Origin of the sequence: Bacillus cereus group sp. Bce019 (assembly GCF_051781745.1) — a bacterium.
Lineage (GTDB): Bacteria > Bacillota > Bacilli > Bacillales > Bacillaceae_G > Bacillus_A > Bacillus_A cereus.
Map to the genome: position 1 here is coordinate 136,449 of NZ_JBPWJX010000007.1, position 17,795 is coordinate 154,243.

A 17,795-nucleotide genomic window follows, 5' to 3' on the forward strand; every position below is an offset into this window, starting at 1 on the left:
TGGGTTGTTATCATTAGTAGGAACAGCAATGAAAATAAAAAATAGCTCTTAGCATGTATGTAAATGCTAAGAGCTATTTTTATGCTTGTTATATATTATTTAAGCTTGTTTTGATTTTACTGACCCTGTATTTAAAGTAAGAGCAAGGAAGAACATTGCAAGTACGCAAGATGCAAGTAATAAGATGAATCCGCCATCCCATCCGAATGCATCTACGATAAAGCCCATAGCTGCACTAGCGAAAGCTGCTCCGCCTAAGTAACCGAAGAATCCAGTTAAGCCTGCTGCAGTTCCAGCAGCTTTCTTTGGTGCTAAATCTAGAGCGTGTAGACCAATTAACATAACCGGTCCGTAAATTAAAAATCCAATTGCGACAAGTGCGATACTATCAACCATTGGATTACCAGGAGGGTTTAACCAGTAAACAAGAACTGCGATAAATACACCAACCATAAATAGAATACCAGCAGGTGCACGACGTCCTTTAAATAGTTTATCACTCATCCATCCGCAAAGAAGTGTACCTGGAATACCGGCCCATTCATATAGAGCGTAAGCAGTACGTGAGCTACTATGAGTAAAGCTTTTTTCTTCTACTAAATAAGTAGGAGCCCAGTCTACAACGCCGTAACGTACGAAATATACGAAAACGTTCGCAATAGCGATGTACCATAAAAACTTATTGTTTAATACGTATTTAAATAAAATTTCCTTTACTGAAAGTTCGCGTTCGCGATCTTTTACTTTTTCATCTGGTGGATATTCCCCAGTATGTTCTTCAATAGAAGGTAGTCCACAAGATTGAGGTGTATCTTTCATCGTAATTAATACATAAATACCAACTAAAATTGAAAGAATACCTGGGAAGTAAAAAATACTTTTCCAGTCATCTGCGAAGAAGTATAAGCCTAATGTTACAAGGGAAGGCATAAGCGCTCCGCCAACATTATGAGCGACGTTCCAAATAGACATTTTTGTACCACGTTCGCTAATAGAGAACCAGTGAACCATCGTACGACCACAAGGAGGCCATCCCATACCTTGTACCCATCCATTTAAAAACTGAAGTACAAACATAAGTATAATGCTCGTTGTAATGAAAGAAAATGAGCCGAAAATAATATTAATGATACCTGATAAAAATAGCCCAGCTGCTAAAAAGTAGCGAGGATTACAACGATCGGATACGATACCCATAAGAAATTTACTTAATCCGTAAGCAATAGAAACTGCTGAAAGGATAACCCCAAGTTCCCCTTTACTAAAGCCTTGCTCGATTAAGTATGGCATTGCTAGTGAAAAGTTTTTTCGAACAAAGTAGTAGCCTGCATAACCGATGAAGATACCTAAGAATACTTGTAAACGTAATTTACGGTATTCGCTATCAACGCGATCAGCTGGTAAGCGTTCCGCGTGGGGCGCAGGTTTAAATAATTGTGTGAAAAACATAAAATGAAAATCCTCCCCTAATTAATTCGAAGCGTTTTAAGACAGAGAATATAAAAAGGCCATGAAATATAAAAAAGTTTCCTTTTTTATGATTCATAGCCGTGTACTCCGTTTCTCCGTGACTGTCAATATTAACTTCGTCGAAAATTATACAACTTTGTGACAAAAATGTAAACGTTTTTATGAATAAAAGTATTGACGGATTTTGTTCGTGGGATTAATATTTAAATACGTTAAATATTTTATTGTTTAAATAAGAGGTGGATAACATGCCAAATGATATGACGCATATCGATAAAATTCAAGCTCTTGCCTTTTCGATTGGAAAGAAAATGCAGACGGAGTTATTAGAACAAATGCAAGCAACAGGACTTACACCACCGCAGTTTTATATTTTAAAGATTTTAGATCATTATGGGGCTTCAAGAGCGACAACATTAGCAAAAAAGATGTATGTGAAGCCTAGCGCGATTACAGTGATGATTGATCGTCTAATCGATCAAGAACTTGTAGAACGCTATCACGACAAAGATGACCGTCGTGTTGTCATCATCGAGTTAACGAAAAAGGGGAAAGCTAGAGTAGAAGAGGCAATGACAGCTCGCAACGAGCATATTGCAAAATACTTTTCACATTTAGAGTTGCAAGAAAGAGAAGATTTATTACGTCTCTTTGAGAAGTTAGAAACCATTATTTGCGGGACACAAGAGAAAAAAGAGAATAACTAAGAGGAATTGAGGAGATTACATGGAGCAACAAGAAAATCAAAATAGAAAGTTGTTGTTAATCGGTTTAGTAATCGCGATGCTATTTGCTGCATTAGATGGAACAATTGTTGGTACAGCAATGCCACGTATCGTCGGTGACCTAGGCGGATTAAGTTTAATGACATGGTTAACAACAGCTTATATGTTAACATCAACGACAGTTGTACCAATTGCAGGTAAATTAGCGGATTTACTTGGTCGTCGTAACGTATATATAACAGGGCTAGTTATTTTCATGATTGGTTCGGCGTTATGTGGTATGGCGAATGGTATGACAGAATTAATTATTTTCCGTGGTATTCAAGGTCTTGGTGGCGGTATTATGATGCCAATGGCTATGATTATTATTGGAGATATGTTCACGGGAAAAGAACGTGCGAAATGGCAAGGTATTTTTGGTGCGTTATACGGTCTTGCTTCTGTAATTGGACCGCAAGTTGGTGGTTGGATTGTAGATGCAGTGAACTGGAGATGGGTATTCTACATTAACTTACCGGTTGGTATTTTAGCAACAATCTTTATTGCAATGGGATTAAAATCACATAAACAAACAGGACCAATTAAAATTGATATCGCTGGAATCTTTACGATGATTCTAGGTGTTGTAAGTTTATTACTTGCGCTAACGTTTGGCGGAAAAGATTATGCATGGGATTCTTGGCAAATTATCGGTTTATTCGCACTAGCTGTAATTGGTATCGTTAGCTTTGTTATTGTTGAAACGAAAGCTGAAGAGCCGATTTTACCAATGCATTTCTTTAAAAATCGCACATTTACAATACTGAATGCGATTGGATTCTTTATGAGTATTGGAATGTTCGGCGCGATTATGTTCGTACCATTCTTCATGCAAGGTATTGTAGGAGTAAGTGCTGCTGAATCAGGAACAATTATGACTCCAATGATGATTACAATGATTGTAATGAGTATTATCGGTGGGCAACTTGTATTAAAAGTTGGTGTAAAACCACAAATTATCGCAGGTATGCTTATTATGGCCGGTGGTTTTTGGTTATTAACAACGATGGATATGCACACAACGAAGCTTACAGCTACTTCTTATATGATGGTTATCGGTTTAGGAATGGGTCTTGTAATGCCGACATTAACATTAGCGTTACAAGAAAGCTTCCCGAAAAAAGATCTTGGTGTCGTAACGTCATCAAGTCAGTTCTTCCGTCAAATTGGTGGAACATTTGGTATTACAATTTTAGGATCAATTATGAATAACACTTCAGGTACAACGTTAACAAATAAATTAGTACCTGTATTAGATACATTCCCGAAAGAAGCGGGACAAATGGTAACGAAATTTAAAGATATGATTCACACAGATCCACAAGGTTTATATTCGATGCTATTTAGCCCAGAGGCATTAAAACAAATGCCAGAAGCGTTTGCTAACAGCATTGTACCTATTTTGAAAAACTCTTTAGTAGACTCGCTTCATACTGTATTCTTAACAGGATTAGTATTTATCGTAGTAGGTGCCATCTTTACGATTTTCTTACAAAAAATTAAACTATCAGATCGTAAAAAAGATGCTGAAGAGCCTGCTGTTGAAGAAAAAGAAAAAACTGTATCATACTCGTAATGAAGAAGCATCGCCTTATGGCGGTGCTTTTTTGAGTATAACCTTAAAAGCTTTTTAGTGAGAAATGATTGACGTATTTTTAGAAATACGTTATATTATTTTCTGTAAACGGTTACATGAAATGAGGAGAAAAGAGAATGAGTACGATCAAAGACGTTGCGAAATTAGCGGGAGTATCTGTTGCGACCGTTTCCAGAGTTTTAAATAAAAATGGATATGTTCATGAAGATACATTAAAGAAGGTAGAACGTGCAATTGAGATGTTAGATTATAAGCCTAGTACAGTAGCGCGTTCACTGTATAATAAAAAGTCTCGTTTAATTGGCTTAGTTGTTCCAAATATCGTGAATCCATTCTTTCCGGAAGTTGCACGTGCCGTAGAAGATGTAGCACATAAACAAGGTTACACAGTTGTCCTTTGTAACTCTGATGAAAGTTTAGAAAAAGAGAAACAATATATTGATGTACTTAGACAAAATAATGTAGATGGATTTATTGTAGCAACGAATCCACAAAATAGTGTTAATTACATGAATTTATCTGTTCCGGTTGTTGCGATTGACCGTATGTTTAATGAGCGTATTCCTACTGTATATGCAGATAACTATGCAGGAAGTCAGGCTGCGACAAAGTTGTTACTAGATAAAGGATGTAAACATATTGCACATATTCGCGGTCCACGTGATGTGAGTACTGCAAATGAACGCTTTGAAGGTTTTGTAGACGTTATTACGCAAAAAAATCTTTCGTATATGATTGCAGAGAGTACGTTTGATCCAGCAAATAGTGAGCGTGTAGCGATGGAATTATTAGAAGAATATCCGCATATTGATGGTATTGTTGCTGGGAATGATTTAATTGCGATTGGTATTGTAAAGGCTGCACTTCAAAAGGGGATTGCCATTCCAGATGATTTACAAATTATCGGATTTGATGGAATTTCTTTAACGGAAATGATGTATCCATCTATTACAACAGTTGCACAACCGATATATGAAATGGGGAAAATTGCAACAGAGTTGTTGTTAGAGCAAATGGAAGGAAATACATTAGAAGAGAAACACTATCGTTTGCCGATTGAAATTATAGAACGAAATACAACGAAGTAAGGAGATGAAACAGATGCCAAATATTGCAGTAGTAGGAAGCATTTCAATGGATTTAGTGGCTGTTTCAAAAAAACGGCCGAAAGCAGGAGAAACAGTAATTGGTGAAGCGTTTCATACAATCCCAGGAGGGAAAGGGGCAAACCAAGCAGTTGCTGCAGCTAGATTAGGAGCAAATGTAGCAATGGTTGGAGCTGTAGGAAATGATGATTATGGAACAGTAGTTAGAAAAAATTTAGAGAACGAACGCATTTTTATCGATTATGTGGTACCGGTTACAGATGGAACGACAGGAATTGCTCATATCGTTTTAGCAGAAGAAGATAACAGTATTGTTGTCGTACAAGGGGCAAATGCTCTTGTAAATAAGTCAGTTGTAGATCGCTCCAAAGACCTTCTTGTAAAAGCGGATATGGTTGTTCTTCAATTAGAAATTCCACTTGAAACAGTAAAATATGTATTGGCTATTTGTGAGGAACATAATATTCCTGTTATGTTAAATCCAGCGCCAGCACAAGTTTTATCAGAAGAAATTTTAGAAAAAGCAACTTATATTACGCCAAATGAACATGAGTGCCGCATCGTATTAGATGATTTCATCTCACCAATTGAAGATTTATTGGCGAAGTATCCAAATAAATTATTGATGACAGAAGGTTCTAACGGTGTTCGTTTCCATAATGGCACGGAGATTGTACATGTTCCTAGCATTGCTGTTGATGTAGTTGATACAACTGGAGCTGGTGATACATTTAATGGTGCGTTAGCAGTTGCACTTTCTGAAGGAGAGACACTTCAAAAAGCAATTCGTTTCGCGAATATTGCCGGTGGTCTTTCTGTAACGAAACTTGGGGCACAGGGCGGTATGCCAACGAGAGATCGAGTACGTGAAGTGCAGGTGATTGTTGGATGAAAAAGTACGGTGTATTAAATAGTGAAATCGCAGCAGTCCTTGCTTCACTTGGGCATACAGATACGGTTGTAATTGCTGATTGCGGGTTACCGATTCCGGATGGAGTAAAACGAATTGATTTAGCTGTTGAGATTGGAAAACCGAGTTTTTTAGAGGTGTTACAAGTTGTAGCTGATGATATGGAAATCGAAAAAGTGACGTTAGCAGAAGAAGTCATTATAAATAATGCGGAAGTAAATAAAGAAATAGGGCAGAAATTAATAGAGCCAGCATTTGAGTATGTATCTCATGAGCAATTTAAAGAGCATACAAAGAAAGCGAAGGCGATTATTCGTACAGGCGAGGCTACGCCTTATGCAAATGTAATTTTACATGCAGGCGTGATTTTTTAATAAAGGGAAGTGATGGGAATGCATATTGAAATGAAAAACATTTCAAAGGCGTTCAATGGAAATCCTGTTTTGAAGAATGCACAGTTTATGATTGAAACAGGAGAAGTTCATGCATTGATGGGGGAAAATGGAGCGGGTAAATCAACACTCATGAAGATTTTAACAGGTGTATACAAAAAAGATGGTGGGACAATCACGATTGATGGGCAAGAGCGCACCTTTAAAAATGCGAAAGAAGCTGAAGAGTACGGCATCGCATTTATACATCAAGAACTAAACATATTGCCGAATTTAACAGTAGCTGAAAATATGTTTCTCGGTAAAGAGTTAATGTATGGGAAAACAGGTATTTTACGCACTCGACAAATGAACGCGATTGCGCAGCAGCAACTAGCAGAACTAGGATTGCATGTAAGAGGTGCTATGTTAGCAGAGGAACTATCGGTTGGACAACAGCAAATTATCGAAATTGCGAAAGCGTTAATGACAAACGCGAGCGTTATTATTATGGATGAACCTACTGCGGCACTGACGGATCGTGAAATCGAAACGCTCTTTACAGTAATCAATAAGTTACGTAAAGAAGGTGTTTCATTCGTGTACATTTCGCATCGTATGGAAGAGATTTTCTCAATATGTGATGCCATTACGATTTTGCGTGATGGAGAATACGTCGGAAAGAGATTAATTCCAGAAACATCATTTGATGAAGTAGTGAGTATGATGGTGGGGCGCAGCATTGGTGAACGTTACCCAGAGCGAAATAGTCAAATTGGTGATGTCATTTTTGAAATGCGTAACGGAACGAAGAAAGGGAAATTTGAAAATGTTTCGTTTCAAGTGAGGAAAGGTGAAATCCTTGGTGTAGCTGGTTTGATGGGGGCTGGTCGCACTGATATTATGAAAGCGATATTTGGTTATGAACCTTTAGACTCTGGACAAATTTTTATAAATGGACAAGAAGTAAAGATTGATAGTCCAATAGATGCAATTAGACAAAGAATTGCTTTCATTACAGAAGATAGAAAGTCTGAAGGATTAGTGTTAGATTTTTCAATTCGAGAAAATTTAGCTTTACCGAATTTAGAAAATCTTTCAAAGGGAAGTGTTCTAAGCAATGAGCTAGAACAACAGTTTACAGAGGATATGATGAAGCTTCTTAATGTGAAAGCATCTAGCGGAGAGCAGGCAGTGAAATCTCTTTCTGGTGGAAACCAGCAAAAGATTGTAATCGCAAAATGGCTAGGCATTCATCCGCAATTACTCATTTTAGATGAGCCAACAAGAGGTGTAGATGTTGGAGCGAAAAAAGAAATTTACTCTATCATGAATAAGCTTACAGAGCAAGGCGATGCCGTTATTATGGTATCATCTGAGCTTCCGGAAGTTTTAGGGATGAGTGATCGAGTTCTTGTTATTCATGAAGGAAAAGTCGGCGGAGTTTTAGGGAAAGATGAGGCATCACAAGAGTCTATTATGGCACTAGCTACAGGGGGAGAGTAAGGATGGCTAAGAAGGGGAATGTATTACAACAACTTGGTTCTTTAATCGGTTTAGTATTAATTATCGTCGTAATTACATCTTTAAATCCAGCGTTTATTGAAATTCCAAATTTATTTAATATACTGCGTCAAGTATCGATTAATGCGCTTATTGCATTCGGAATGACCTTCGTAATTTTAACAGGGGGTATTGACTTATCGGTAGGTTCTATTTTAGCATTATCAAGTGCACTTGTTGCTGGAATGATGGCAAGTGGCATGGATCCGTTCCTTGCAATGGCAGTTGGACTATTAGCAGGTCTTGTAATGGGAATTGTAAACGGTATCATCATTGCGAAAGGAAAAGTAGCTCCATTTATTGCAACTTTAGCAACAATGACTATTTTTCGTGGGTTGACGCTTGTTTATATGGACGGACGTCCGATCACTGGTCTTGGTGATCATTTAATGTTCCAAATGTTTGGCCGTGGTTATTTTCTTGGTATTCCGGTACCCGCTGTTACAATGATGATCGCTTTCGCAGTACTGTACTTCATTTTGAAGAAAACGACATTTGGTCGCCGTACATTTGCAATTGGTGGAAATGAAGAAGCAGCAGCACTATCAGGTATTAATGTTACGAGAATTAAAGTAATGATTTACGGTCTTTCCGGAATTTTGGCAGCGCTTGCAGGTATTGTCTTAACATCACGATTAGATTCTGCACAGCCGACTGCAGGTACTTCTTACGAATTAGATGCAATCGCAGCAGTTGTATTAGGTGGAACAAGTCTTTCTGGGGGAAGAGGATGGATTGTTGGTACATTCATCGGTGTACTTATTATCGGTGTACTAAATAACGGTTTAAATTTATTAGGTGTATCTTCTTTCTTCCAACAAGTTGTAAAAGGACTTGTAATCTTACTAGCTGTATTAATTGATCGCAGAAAAGAAGCGTAATGGAGGGACAGTTCATGAAGAAATGGTTACTTATACTCGTTGCATGTATTATGGTCATTACTGCTGGTTGTTCAATGGAACCGCCAGAATGGGCAAAGGATTCTAGCGATAAAGGTCGAAATAAAACTATTAAAGTTGGATTCTCTGTTTCAACTTTAAATAATCCCTTCTTTGTAACTTTGAAAAAGGGTGCAGAAAAGAAGGCGAAAGAAAGCGGCATTGAATTGATTGCTGTTGATGCACAAAATGATGCAGCAAAGCAAACGAACGATGTTGAAGATTTAATTCAAAAAGGTGTCGATGTAGTTGTTATTAACCCGACCGATTCAGATGCTGTTGCTTCAGCGGTAAGTGCTGCAAATGCAGCGAACGTTCCTGTTATTACAGTAGACCGCGTTGCAAATTCAGGTAAGGTTGTTTCTCACATTGCCTCTAATAATATTGAAGGTGGTCAAATGGCTAGTGATTACATTCGTGAATTAGTCGGCGAAGGAGCAAACGTTGCTGAGTTAGAAGGAATCCCTGGATCCTCTGCCGCTCGTGAACGTGGGAAAGGATTCCATAACGTAGCCGATAAGTCTTTAAAAGTAGTTGCAAAACAAGCGGCTGATTTTGATAGGGCGAAAGGATTATCTGTTATGGAAAACATTTTGCAAGCAAATAGCGATATTAAAGCCGTGTTTGCTCATAACGACGAGATGGCATTAGGTGCACTTGAAGCGTTGAAGTCTGCTGGAAAAACAGATGTAGTAGTTGTTGGATTTGATGCAACAGAAGATGCTGTGAAAGCGGTTAACGATGGGCGTATGGCTGCAACAGTCGCTCAAAAACCAGAATTAATCGGAGAGAAGGCGATGCAAACAGCAAAAGAGATAACACAAGGTAAAAAAGTGGACAAATCTATTCCGATTGAATTAGAGCTTATTAAGAAAAAAAAATAAATATAAAATGAAAATTAGGAAGGAAGAATAACAAATGAAATTCTTTATTGATACAGCAAACATTAACGAAATTAAAGAGGCAAATGAATTAGGCGTATTAGCTGGAGTAACGACAAATCCATCACTTGTAGCAAAAGAAGGCGTAGATTTTCACGAGCGCATTCGTGAAATTTGCAACGTTGTAGAAGGTCCTGTAAGTGCAGAAGTAATTAGCTTAGAAGCTGATAAAATGATCGAAGAAGGAAAAGAATTAGCGAAAATTGCTCCAAACGTTGTTGTAAAAGTTCCAATGACAACAGAAGGTTTAAAAGCAGTAAAAGCATTCTCTGACTTAGGAATTCGTACAAACGTTACATTAGTATTCTCAGCAGTTCAAGCGTTACTTGCAGCTCGTGCTGGTGCAACATACGTTTCACCATTCTTAGGTCGCTTAGACGATATCGGTCATAACGGTATGGACTTAATTCGTCAAATCGCAGAAATCTTTGCGATTCATGGCATCGAAACAGAAATCATTGCAGCATCTGTACGTCACAGTGTTCACGTAACTGACGCAGCATTAAACGGTGCACATATTGCAACAATCCCAGCAAACGTAATTGCTTCATTAGTGAAGCACCCATTAACAGATCAAGGAATTGAGAAATTCTTAGCTGATTGGGAAAAAACACAAGAGAAATAATAGAAAAGCAAGAATCCTAGTTTAATTGACTAGGATTCTTTTTTATTTAAAAGAATTTTCATGCAATTTTGCATATTGTCTTTTAAATTTGTTATATAAGATATTTAATATATATCACATAACTCTTTATTTTTCATATTTCGATATAAAGTGAAACTTTAATCAGTGGGGGCTTTGTTCATCCCCACACTGATTATTAATTGAACCAAGGGATAAAAAGATAGAGGGTCTGACCAGAGAACTGGAGGGCATGATTCTATAACAGAAAGCTTAACGTTTATAGAATTATGTCTTTTTATATAGGGAGGGTAGTAAACAGAGATTTCGACAAAAATGCACCGATTTATCTGAATTTTAAGTTTTATAAAGGGGAGAAATGGAATGAGAAGAAAAGCACCATTTAAAGTGTTGTCATCATTAGCAATTGCGGCAATTATCGGATGTACATCTGTAATGAGTGCTCCGTTAGCATATGCAGAAACGCCAGCAAAAGAGAAAGATAATGTATCTACAACACCAATTGATTACAATTTAATTCAAGAAGATCGTTTAGCGGAAGCACTGAAAGAAAGAGGAACAATTAATCCAGCATCTTCTAAAGAAGAGACGAAAAAAGCTGTTGAGCAATATATTGAAAAGAAACAAGGAGATCAGGCGAATAAAGAAATTCTTCCAGATGCTCACTCACAAGAAACGTCTGATTTCACAAAAAAAGTAAAAGAGAAAAAGATGGAAGAAAAGGAAAATGTAAAAAAGGCTGAAAAAAATGTTAGCCTTGAGCAAAAGCCAGAACCAAATAAAAAGCAATTGAATGGGCAAGTTCCAACTTCAAAAGCAAAGCAAGCTCCATATAAGGGATCTGTTCGATCGGATAAAGTATTAGTGTTACTCGTTGAATTTAGTGATTATAAACATAATAATATTGATCAAACACCAGGTTATATGTATTCGAAAGACTTTAGTAGAGAACATTATCAAAAGATGTTGTTCGGTAATGAGCCGTATACTTTATTTGATGGTTCAAAAGTAAAAACGTTTAAACAATACTATGAAGAGCAGTCTGGTGGTAGTTATACGACAGATGGATATGTAACGGAGTGGCTAACTGTTCCAGGAAAAGCATCTGATTATGGAGCTGATGGTAGCAGTGGTCACGATAATAAAGGTCCAAAGGGTGCACGTGATTTAGTGAAAGAAGCTTTGCATGCAGCTGCTGAGAAAGGACTAGATTTATCCCAGTTTGATCAATTTGATAGATATGATACAAACGGGGACGGGAATCAAAATGAACCTGACGGTGTAATTGATCATTTAATGGTAATCCATGCTGGTGTTGGTCAAGAAGCTGGTGGCGGTAAATTAGGTGATGATGCGATCTGGTCACATCGTTCAAAATTAGCAGTAGATCCAGTAGCGATTGAAGGTACGAAATCAAAGGTAGATTACTTTGGTGGTAAAGTAGCAGCACATGATTACACAATTGAACCAGAAGATGGAGCTGTAGGTGTGTTTGCACATGAATTTGGACATGATCTTGGATTACCAGATGAATATGACACGAAATATACTGGAAATGGTTCACCAGTCGAAGCTTGGTCATTAATGAGTGGAGGTAGTTGGACAGGGAAAATCGCAGGAACAGAGCCGACTAGTTTTTCACCACAAAATAAAGATTTCTTACAAAAGAATATGGGTGGCAACTGGGCAAAAATATTAGAAGTAGATTACGATAAAATTAAGAGTGGTGTGGGAGTTCCTACCTATATTGATCAAAGTGTTACGAAATCAAATCGTCCAGGCGTTGTACGTGTTAACTTACCAGGTAAAAGTGTTGAAACGATTAAACCGGAGTTTGGAAAGCATGCATATTATAGTACAAGAGGCGATGATATGCATACAACGTTAGAGACACCATTCTTTGATTTAACGAAAGGAACAAATGCAAAATTCGATTATAAAGCAAATTATGAGTTAGAAGCAGAGTGCGATTTCGTCGAAGTACATGCAGTAACAGAAGATGGAACGAAAACATTAATTGATAGACTTGGGGAAAAAGTAGTCCAAGGAGATAAAGATACAACAGATGGGAAATGGATTGATAAATCATATGATTTAAGTCAATTTAAAGGCAAAAAAGTGAAACTACAATTCGACTATATTACAGATCCGGCTGTAACATATAAAGGTTTTGCGATGGACAATGTAAATGTAACTGTTGATGGACAAGTTGTATTTTCTGATGATGTAGAAGGACAGTCTAAAATGAATTTAAATGGTTTTGTTGTTTCTGATGGGACAGAGAAGAAAGCTCATTATTACTACTTAGAGTGGAGAAACTATGCGGGATCAGATAATGGTTTAAAAGCAGGAAAAGGTCCAGTGTATAATACAGGCCTTGTCGTTTGGTATGCAGATGATAGTTTCAAAGATAACTGGGTTGGGGTGCATCCAGGTGAAGGATTCCTTGGTGTTGTAGATTCTCATCCAGAAGCGCTAGTTGGTAATTTAAACGGAAAACCAGCATACGGTAATACGGGCATGCAAATTGCAGATGCTGCATTTTCATTTGATAAAACACCAGCATGGAGTGTAAATTCATTAACACGTGGTCAGTTTAACTATTCTGGATTACAAGGTGTTACAACTTTTGATGATTCAAAAGTATATAGTAACAAGCAAATTGCAGACGCAGGAAGAAAAGTTCCAAACCTTGGACTTAAATTCCAAGTTGTTGGACAGGCAGAAGATAAATCGGCAGGCGCTGTTTGGATTAAACGTTAATAACATAAAAGCACATTCTTCATATGAAGAGTGTGCTTTTTGATTTGTACAGTAAGTTATTATTTTAGTTTATCCCGCATTAACGGTCAGTAAGATCCCCACCTCAAAATTCAGCGGAAGTAAAGAAGTTAGGTGGGAGATCAACTGCCCGTAAAAGTCCGATTGGTTCAACTAATAATCAGTGGGGATGAACAAAACCCCCACTGATTAAAGTTTCACTTTATGTAATACAAGTGTTTATTCATGTGTAGTGTATCAAATTATGTGGGGAAAGGAAATATTTCCGAGGAAATTGTCGAAGTATCGTCAGTATTTATAAACTTTCTGTTTAAAAGAAGAGATGTATTATTGCCTTTACGGCTCAATTTATTTACATTGTTATTTGGTTATACACAAAAGTAATATATTGGGCAAAAAGAGTTCTATTCGATAGGGCTCTTTGGTTTTGTATTTGATATACAAATATTAACCTCAATTGTTTGGAAATGTATCTTCTTGTTTAGCGTCATTTGGACTTTAACTGCAGTTTTTGTTTTTCGTTTATATGAAGAGGGAGATGAGCCGTTACCTTTTATATTTAAATTAATTGGCATTATTCCAACGCTTCCATTATATTACGGATTATATCAATATGCATTTAAAAAAGACAACGATGGATTATCCCATCATTGTCTTTTTTACTTTGCTTCTTACATAAATCATCCCAGCAAATGTTAATAAAAATGCTGTCCCGATAATGAAGCTGACGCTAGGTGATGCTCCGATTGCGCCGACTGTAAAGGAGCCAGCAACAACTCCTAATGAGAAGAAGGCATAAAATAATCCGAATGCCTTTCCGCGATTATCGTCTGTAGTATTTTCAACGAGTAAAGCGTTAATAGACGGAAAGAGGATTGCGAATCCAATTCCATAAATCATCATTACGATAAAGAGCATACCTTTTGTAGCAAATAATCCGAGTAAAGATAATGCGAATGCCATAACTGCAATTCCGATTAGCATTAGTTTCGAACGATTAAATCGATCATAAATACGATTTGTTGGAAGCAGGAAGAAGAGGATAGCAGTTATACCAAATACACTTAACATCATGCCTGTTGTGGATGCTTTAAGCGCTAATGCCTCAACTTTTACTGGTAACATGTAAGTGACAATTCCTTGTGAAAACATTAATGTAAAAGCACCAATATATGCTTGTAATAACGGTTCTGATTTTAAAAGTTCAACCATATCTTCTTTGTTCATCATTTGTGTTCTTGATGTATCTTTTCTTGATACGTTATTTGGTAAGAAGAATAGAGATACGATCGTACCAAGAGCCATTAAAATAGAAATAGTAATGAAGACCCATTCTACGCCAGCTGTTGCTTTCATAATACCGCTGAAAGCAGGTCCTACGATTGCCGCTGTTCCAACAGCAGCACCAGATAGAGCCATTGCTTTTCCTTGTCTTTTTGCATTTGTTTGTTTTGATAAAAATGTAAAGGCAGCAGGAATTAAAAAGCCATCACTAAATCCATGCATAAAGCGAACAACTAATAGTTGTTCACCACTTTGAACAACGGTGTATAACAAGACTATGAAACTCGTAATTCCCATGCTTATATAAAGGATTTTTTTTGCACCAAATCTATCGACAGCGGCTCCAGCAATAATATTACCGATCATATTAGCGAATGAGTACATACCGACAACTAGCCCGATAATAAGAGGGGTTCCTCCAAGGCTTTGAGCGAAAGTACTCATAATAGGTAATTGTGAAAATGTATCTAAAAATGCCACGATAACGATAAAGTAAATAAAATATTTCAAGCGATATTCACCTCTCCTATGCTATTATGGCATAATGCTAATTTCACCTGCAATGAAATTGAATTAACAGATGTGGAAAAAAGTACAAAGTGACAAAATATTGAACGTTATTTGTAAAAAATTAGTGGGAATGTGATTGTTTTTTTGAAATATATGGATAGAAGTATTATAATAGAATTGTAAACTTCACCAGGTTAAGTATATACATAGAGAGGGATGTATAAAATGAAAGCACTACTTTGGCATAATCAACGTGATGTACGAGTAGAAGAAGTACCAGAACCAACAGTAAAACCAGGAACAGTGAAAATCAAAGTAAAATGGTGTGGTATTTGTGGAACAGACTTGCATGAATATTTAGCAGGACCTATTTTTATTCCAACAGAAGAACATCCATTAACACATGTGAAAGCACCTGTTATTTTAGGTCATGAGTTTAGTGGTGAGGTAATAGAGATTGGTGAAGGAGTTACATCTCATAAAGTGGGAGACCGCGTTGTTGTAGAACCAATTTATTCTTGTGGTAAATGTGAAGCTTGTAAACATGGACATTACAATGTTTGTGAACAACTTGTTTTCCACGGTCTTGGCGGAGAAGGCGGCGGTTTCTCTGAATATACAGTAGTACCAGAAGATATGGTTCATCACATTCCAGATGAAATGACGTATGAACAAGGTGCGCTTGTAGAACCAGCAGCAGTAGCAGTTCATGCAGTACGTCAAAGTAAATTAAAAGAAGGGGAAGCTGTAGCAGTATTTGGTTGCGGTCCAATTGGACTTCTTGTAATCCAAGCAGCTAAAGCAGCAGGAGCAACTCCTGTTATTGCAGTTGAACTTTCTAAAGAACGTCAAGAGTTAGCGAAATTAGCAGGTGCGGATTATGTATTAAATCCAGCAACTCAAGATGTGTTAGCTGAAATTCGTAACTTAACAAATGGTTTAGGTGTAAATGTTAGCTTTGAAGTAACAGGTGTTGAAGTTGTACTACGTCAAGCGATTGAAAGTACAAGCTTCGAAGGACAAACTGTAATTGTTAGTGTATGGGAAAAAGATGCAACAATTACTCCGAATAACTTAGTATTAAAAGAAAAAGAAGTTATTGGTATTTTAGGATACCGTCACATCTTCCCAGCTGTTATTAAACTAATTAGCTCTGGTCAAATTCAAGCAGAGAAATTAATTACGAAAAAAATTATAGTCGATCAAGTTGTTGAAGAAGGATTTGAAGCACTTGTAAAAGATAAAACACAAGTGAAAATTCTTGTTTCACCTAAATAAGATAGAATCAAATAGAGTAGCCCTTTTCTAGAAATAGAAGAGGGCTACTTTTTTTCTATACTGAAAGGTGATAGACTTTCCTTTGACTAAATGTATTTTTGTTTGGAAGGAGAATCTAATGCTTTCATTTTTGTTAACTTTAAAGCGAATGTTAAGAGCCTGTTTACGAGCGTGGAAAGATAAAGAATTTCAAGTATTATTTGTATTAACAATTTTGACTTTAATATCGGGTACGATTTTTTATAGTACAGTTGAAGGATTACGTCCTATTGACGCTTTATATTTTAGTGTGGTCACGTTGACGACTGTCGGTGATGGGAATTTTAGTCCGCAAACTGATTTCGGAAAGATATTTACAATCTTATACATATTTATTGGGATTGGACTAGTGTTTGGATTTATTCATAAGTTAGCAGTTAATGTACAATTGCCAAGTATATTATCGAATAGAAAAAAAGAGTAAAGCATTCAGATGCTTTACTTTTTTTTTACATTAGTTTAGACAAGCCTTAATAATAGTTTATTAAAATGAAAGTGTATTCATTCATTATATTCACTGTGTATAAAGTTATAATGATATGAACATTTGCATATTTTAATTTAGTGATAGAAATTTCGTGAAAGGTGGGATATTCTAGTCATAGGTTAACCGGACGACATCATAGGATCCTAACAAAATGTTTACAATAATTCAATTATAAAATGGAGGATTTTATATGAAAAAGAAAGTACTTGCTTTAGCAGCAGCTATTACATTAGTTGCTCCATTACAAAGTGTTGCATTTGCTCATGAAAATGATGGGGCACAGAGATTTGGAGTTATTCCGCGCTGGTCTGCTGAAGATAAACATAAAGAAGGCGTGAATTCTCATTTATGGATTGTAAACCGTGCAATTGATATTATGTCTCGTAATACAACACTTGTAAAACAAGATCGAGTTGCACTATTAAATGAATGGCGTACTGAGTTAGAGAACGGTATTTATGCTGCTGACTATGAAAATCCTTATTATGATAATAGCACATTTGCTTCACATTTCTATGACCCTGACAATGGGAAAACTTATATTCCGTATGCAAAGCAAGCAAAGGAAACAGGAGCTAAATATTTTAAATTAGCTGGTGAGTCTTATAAAAATAAAGATATGAAACAAGCGTTCTTCTATTTAGGATTATCTCTTCATTATTTAGGGGATGTAAACCAACCGATGCATGCGGCAAACTTTACGAATCTATCGTATCCACAAGGATTCCATTCTAAATATGAAAACTTTGTAGATACGATAAAAGATAATTATAAAGTAACGGATGGAAATGGATATTGGAACTGGAAAGGTACGAATCCAGAAGATTGGATTCATGGAGCGGCAGTAGTTGCGAAACAAGATTACGCTGGCATTGTAAATGATAATACGAAGGATTGGTTCGTGAGAGCTGCTGTATCACAAGAATATGCAGATAAATGGCGCGCTGAAGTTACACCAATGACAGGTAAGCGTTTAATGGATGCACAACGTGTTACTGCTGGATATATTCAGCTTTGGTTTGATACGTACGGAAATCGTTAAGTATTTAAAAAAGGTCAAATCTCAGAATAGAGTATTTGGCCTTTTTATCACTATACAATACATGGAGGTAT

General features: G+C 36.7%; 15 protein-coding genes and 1 pseudogene. 14 read left to right on the plus strand and 2 right to left on the minus strand.

Going from position 1 to position 17,795, the window contains the following annotated elements; genetic code table 11:
- Positions 1–99: 99 nt before the first annotated feature.
- On the minus strand, positions 100–1,449 hold the full coding sequence (gene glpT, locus ACS2QP_RS12825) for a glycerol-3-phosphate transporter (protein ID WP_000466385.1): 1,350 nt from the start codon (positions 1,447–1,449) through the stop codon (positions 100–102).
- Positions 1,450–1,718: 269 nt separating this feature from the next.
- Between glpT and ACS2QP_RS12830 the strand changes: the two genes are divergently transcribed.
- The 11 genes and pseudogenes from ACS2QP_RS12830 to ACS2QP_RS12880 all read left to right on the plus strand — a co-directional run.
- Positions 1,719–2,177: a MarR family winged helix-turn-helix transcriptional regulator gene (locus ACS2QP_RS12830; protein WP_001132365.1), complete on the plus strand. Its 459-nt coding sequence runs from the start codon at positions 1,719–1,721 to the stop codon at positions 2,175–2,177.
- Between the two features lie 19 nt (positions 2,178–2,196).
- Positions 2,197–3,810, plus strand: a complete 1,614-nt coding sequence (locus ACS2QP_RS12835; RefSeq protein ID WP_000437647.1) for an MDR family MFS transporter — start codon at positions 2,197–2,199, stop codon at positions 3,808–3,810.
- 137 nt (positions 3,811–3,947) lie between these two features.
- Positions 3,948–4,919, plus strand: coding sequence for a ribose operon transcriptional repressor RbsR (rbsR, locus tag ACS2QP_RS12840; protein WP_000104045.1), 972 nt, complete (start codon positions 3,948–3,950; stop codon positions 4,917–4,919).
- Positions 4,920–4,932: 13 nt separating this feature from the next.
- Complete coding sequence (gene rbsK, locus ACS2QP_RS12845) at positions 4,933–5,829, plus strand: ribokinase (RefSeq protein WP_438882482.1); 897 nt, start codon at positions 4,933–4,935, stop codon at positions 5,827–5,829.
- Positions 5,826–6,221: a D-ribose pyranase gene (gene rbsD, locus ACS2QP_RS12850; protein ID WP_000759843.1), complete on the plus strand. Its 396-nt coding sequence runs from the start codon at positions 5,826–5,828 to the stop codon at positions 6,219–6,221. Before rbsK ends, rbsD begins: the two co-directional genes overlap by 4 nt.
- A gap of 18 nt (positions 6,222–6,239) precedes the next feature.
- A complete protein-coding gene (gene rbsA / locus ACS2QP_RS12855; protein ID WP_153581970.1) occupies positions 6,240–7,724 on the plus strand; it encodes a ribose ABC transporter ATP-binding protein RbsA in 1,485 nt (494 codons plus the stop codon).
- 2 nt (positions 7,725–7,726) lie between these two features.
- Entirely contained in the window at positions 7,727–8,662 is a 936-nt protein-coding gene (locus ACS2QP_RS12860; RefSeq protein WP_153581971.1) for an ABC transporter permease subunit, read from the plus strand.
- A gap of 14 nt (positions 8,663–8,676) precedes the next feature.
- A complete protein-coding gene (gene rbsB / locus ACS2QP_RS12865; protein ID WP_332285104.1) occupies positions 8,677–9,603 on the plus strand; it encodes a ribose ABC transporter substrate-binding protein RbsB in 927 nt (308 codons plus the stop codon).
- A gap of 34 nt (positions 9,604–9,637) precedes the next feature.
- Entirely contained in the window at positions 9,638–10,285 is a 648-nt protein-coding gene (fsa, locus tag ACS2QP_RS12870; RefSeq protein ID WP_000667670.1) for a fructose-6-phosphate aldolase, read from the plus strand.
- Positions 10,286–10,666: 381 nt separating this feature from the next.
- Positions 10,667–13,066, plus strand: a complete 2,400-nt coding sequence (gene inhA2, locus ACS2QP_RS12875) for a M6 family metalloprotease immune inhibitor InhA2 (protein WP_153581973.1) — start codon at positions 10,667–10,669, stop codon at positions 13,064–13,066.
- 429 nt (positions 13,067–13,495) lie between these two features.
- Positions 13,496–13,783 (plus strand): annotated as a pseudogene (locus ACS2QP_RS12880) (hypothetical protein); the annotation flags it as partial.
- On the opposite strand, the gene ACS2QP_RS12885 reads toward ACS2QP_RS12880, so the two are convergent.
- Complete coding sequence (locus ACS2QP_RS12885; RefSeq protein WP_153581975.1) at positions 13,724–14,878, minus strand: MFS transporter; 1,155 nt, start codon at positions 14,876–14,878, stop codon at positions 13,724–13,726. The pseudogene ACS2QP_RS12880 and the gene ACS2QP_RS12885 sit on opposite strands and share 60 nt — an antisense overlap.
- 225 nt (positions 14,879–15,103) lie before the next feature.
- On the opposite strand from ACS2QP_RS12885, the gene bdhA reads away from it, so the two are divergent.
- The 3 genes from bdhA (at position 15,104) to cerA (ending at position 17,724) form a co-directional block, all read left to right on the plus strand.
- Entirely contained in the window at positions 15,104–16,156 is a 1,053-nt protein-coding gene (gene bdhA, locus ACS2QP_RS12890; protein ID WP_086412262.1) for a (R,R)-butanediol dehydrogenase, read from the plus strand.
- Positions 16,157–16,274: 118 nt separating this feature from the next.
- Positions 16,275–16,619, plus strand: a complete 345-nt coding sequence (locus ACS2QP_RS12895; protein WP_000948210.1) for a potassium channel family protein — start codon at positions 16,275–16,277, stop codon at positions 16,617–16,619.
- Between the two features lie 253 nt (positions 16,620–16,872).
- Positions 16,873–17,724 carry a phospholipase CerA gene (gene cerA / locus ACS2QP_RS12900; RefSeq protein ID WP_000730995.1) on the plus strand — a complete coding sequence of 284 codons (852 nt, stop codon included), beginning with the start codon at positions 16,873–16,875 and terminating at the stop codon, positions 17,722–17,724.
- Positions 17,725–17,795 lie beyond the last annotated feature (71 nt).

What these genes read in the sequence shown, in the direction of transcription:
- glpT (WP_000466385.1), bottom strand. Translation starts at nt 1,449, where the DNA reads ATGTTTTTCACACAATTATTTAAACCTGCGCCCCACGCGGAACGCTTA.
- ACS2QP_RS12830 (WP_001132365.1), top strand. Translation starts at nt 1,719, where the DNA reads ATGCCAAATGATATGACGCATATCGATAAAATTCAAGCTCTTGCCTTT.
- ACS2QP_RS12835 (WP_000437647.1), top strand. Translation starts at nt 2,197, where the DNA reads ATGGAGCAACAAGAAAATCAAAATAGAAAGTTGTTGTTAATCGGTTTA.
- rbsR (WP_000104045.1), top strand. Translation starts at nt 3,948, where the DNA reads ATGAGTACGATCAAAGACGTTGCGAAATTAGCGGGAGTATCTGTTGCG.
- rbsK (WP_438882482.1), top strand. Translation starts at nt 4,933, where the DNA reads ATGCCAAATATTGCAGTAGTAGGAAGCATTTCAATGGATTTAGTGGCT.
- rbsD (WP_000759843.1), top strand. Translation starts at nt 5,826, where the DNA reads ATGAAAAAGTACGGTGTATTAAATAGTGAAATCGCAGCAGTCCTTGCT.
- rbsA (WP_153581970.1), top strand. Translation starts at nt 6,240, where the DNA reads ATGCATATTGAAATGAAAAACATTTCAAAGGCGTTCAATGGAAATCCT.
- ACS2QP_RS12860 (WP_153581971.1), top strand. Translation starts at nt 7,727, where the DNA reads ATGGCTAAGAAGGGGAATGTATTACAACAACTTGGTTCTTTAATCGGT.
- rbsB (WP_332285104.1), top strand. Translation starts at nt 8,677, where the DNA reads ATGAAGAAATGGTTACTTATACTCGTTGCATGTATTATGGTCATTACT.
- fsa (WP_000667670.1), top strand. Translation starts at nt 9,638, where the DNA reads ATGAAATTCTTTATTGATACAGCAAACATTAACGAAATTAAAGAGGCA.
- inhA2 (WP_153581973.1), top strand. Translation starts at nt 10,667, where the DNA reads ATGAGAAGAAAAGCACCATTTAAAGTGTTGTCATCATTAGCAATTGCG.
- bdhA (WP_086412262.1), top strand. Translation starts at nt 15,104, where the DNA reads ATGAAAGCACTACTTTGGCATAATCAACGTGATGTACGAGTAGAAGAA.
- ACS2QP_RS12895 (WP_000948210.1), top strand. Translation starts at nt 16,275, where the DNA reads ATGCTTTCATTTTTGTTAACTTTAAAGCGAATGTTAAGAGCCTGTTTA.
- cerA (WP_000730995.1), top strand. Translation starts at nt 16,873, where the DNA reads ATGAAAAAGAAAGTACTTGCTTTAGCAGCAGCTATTACATTAGTTGCT.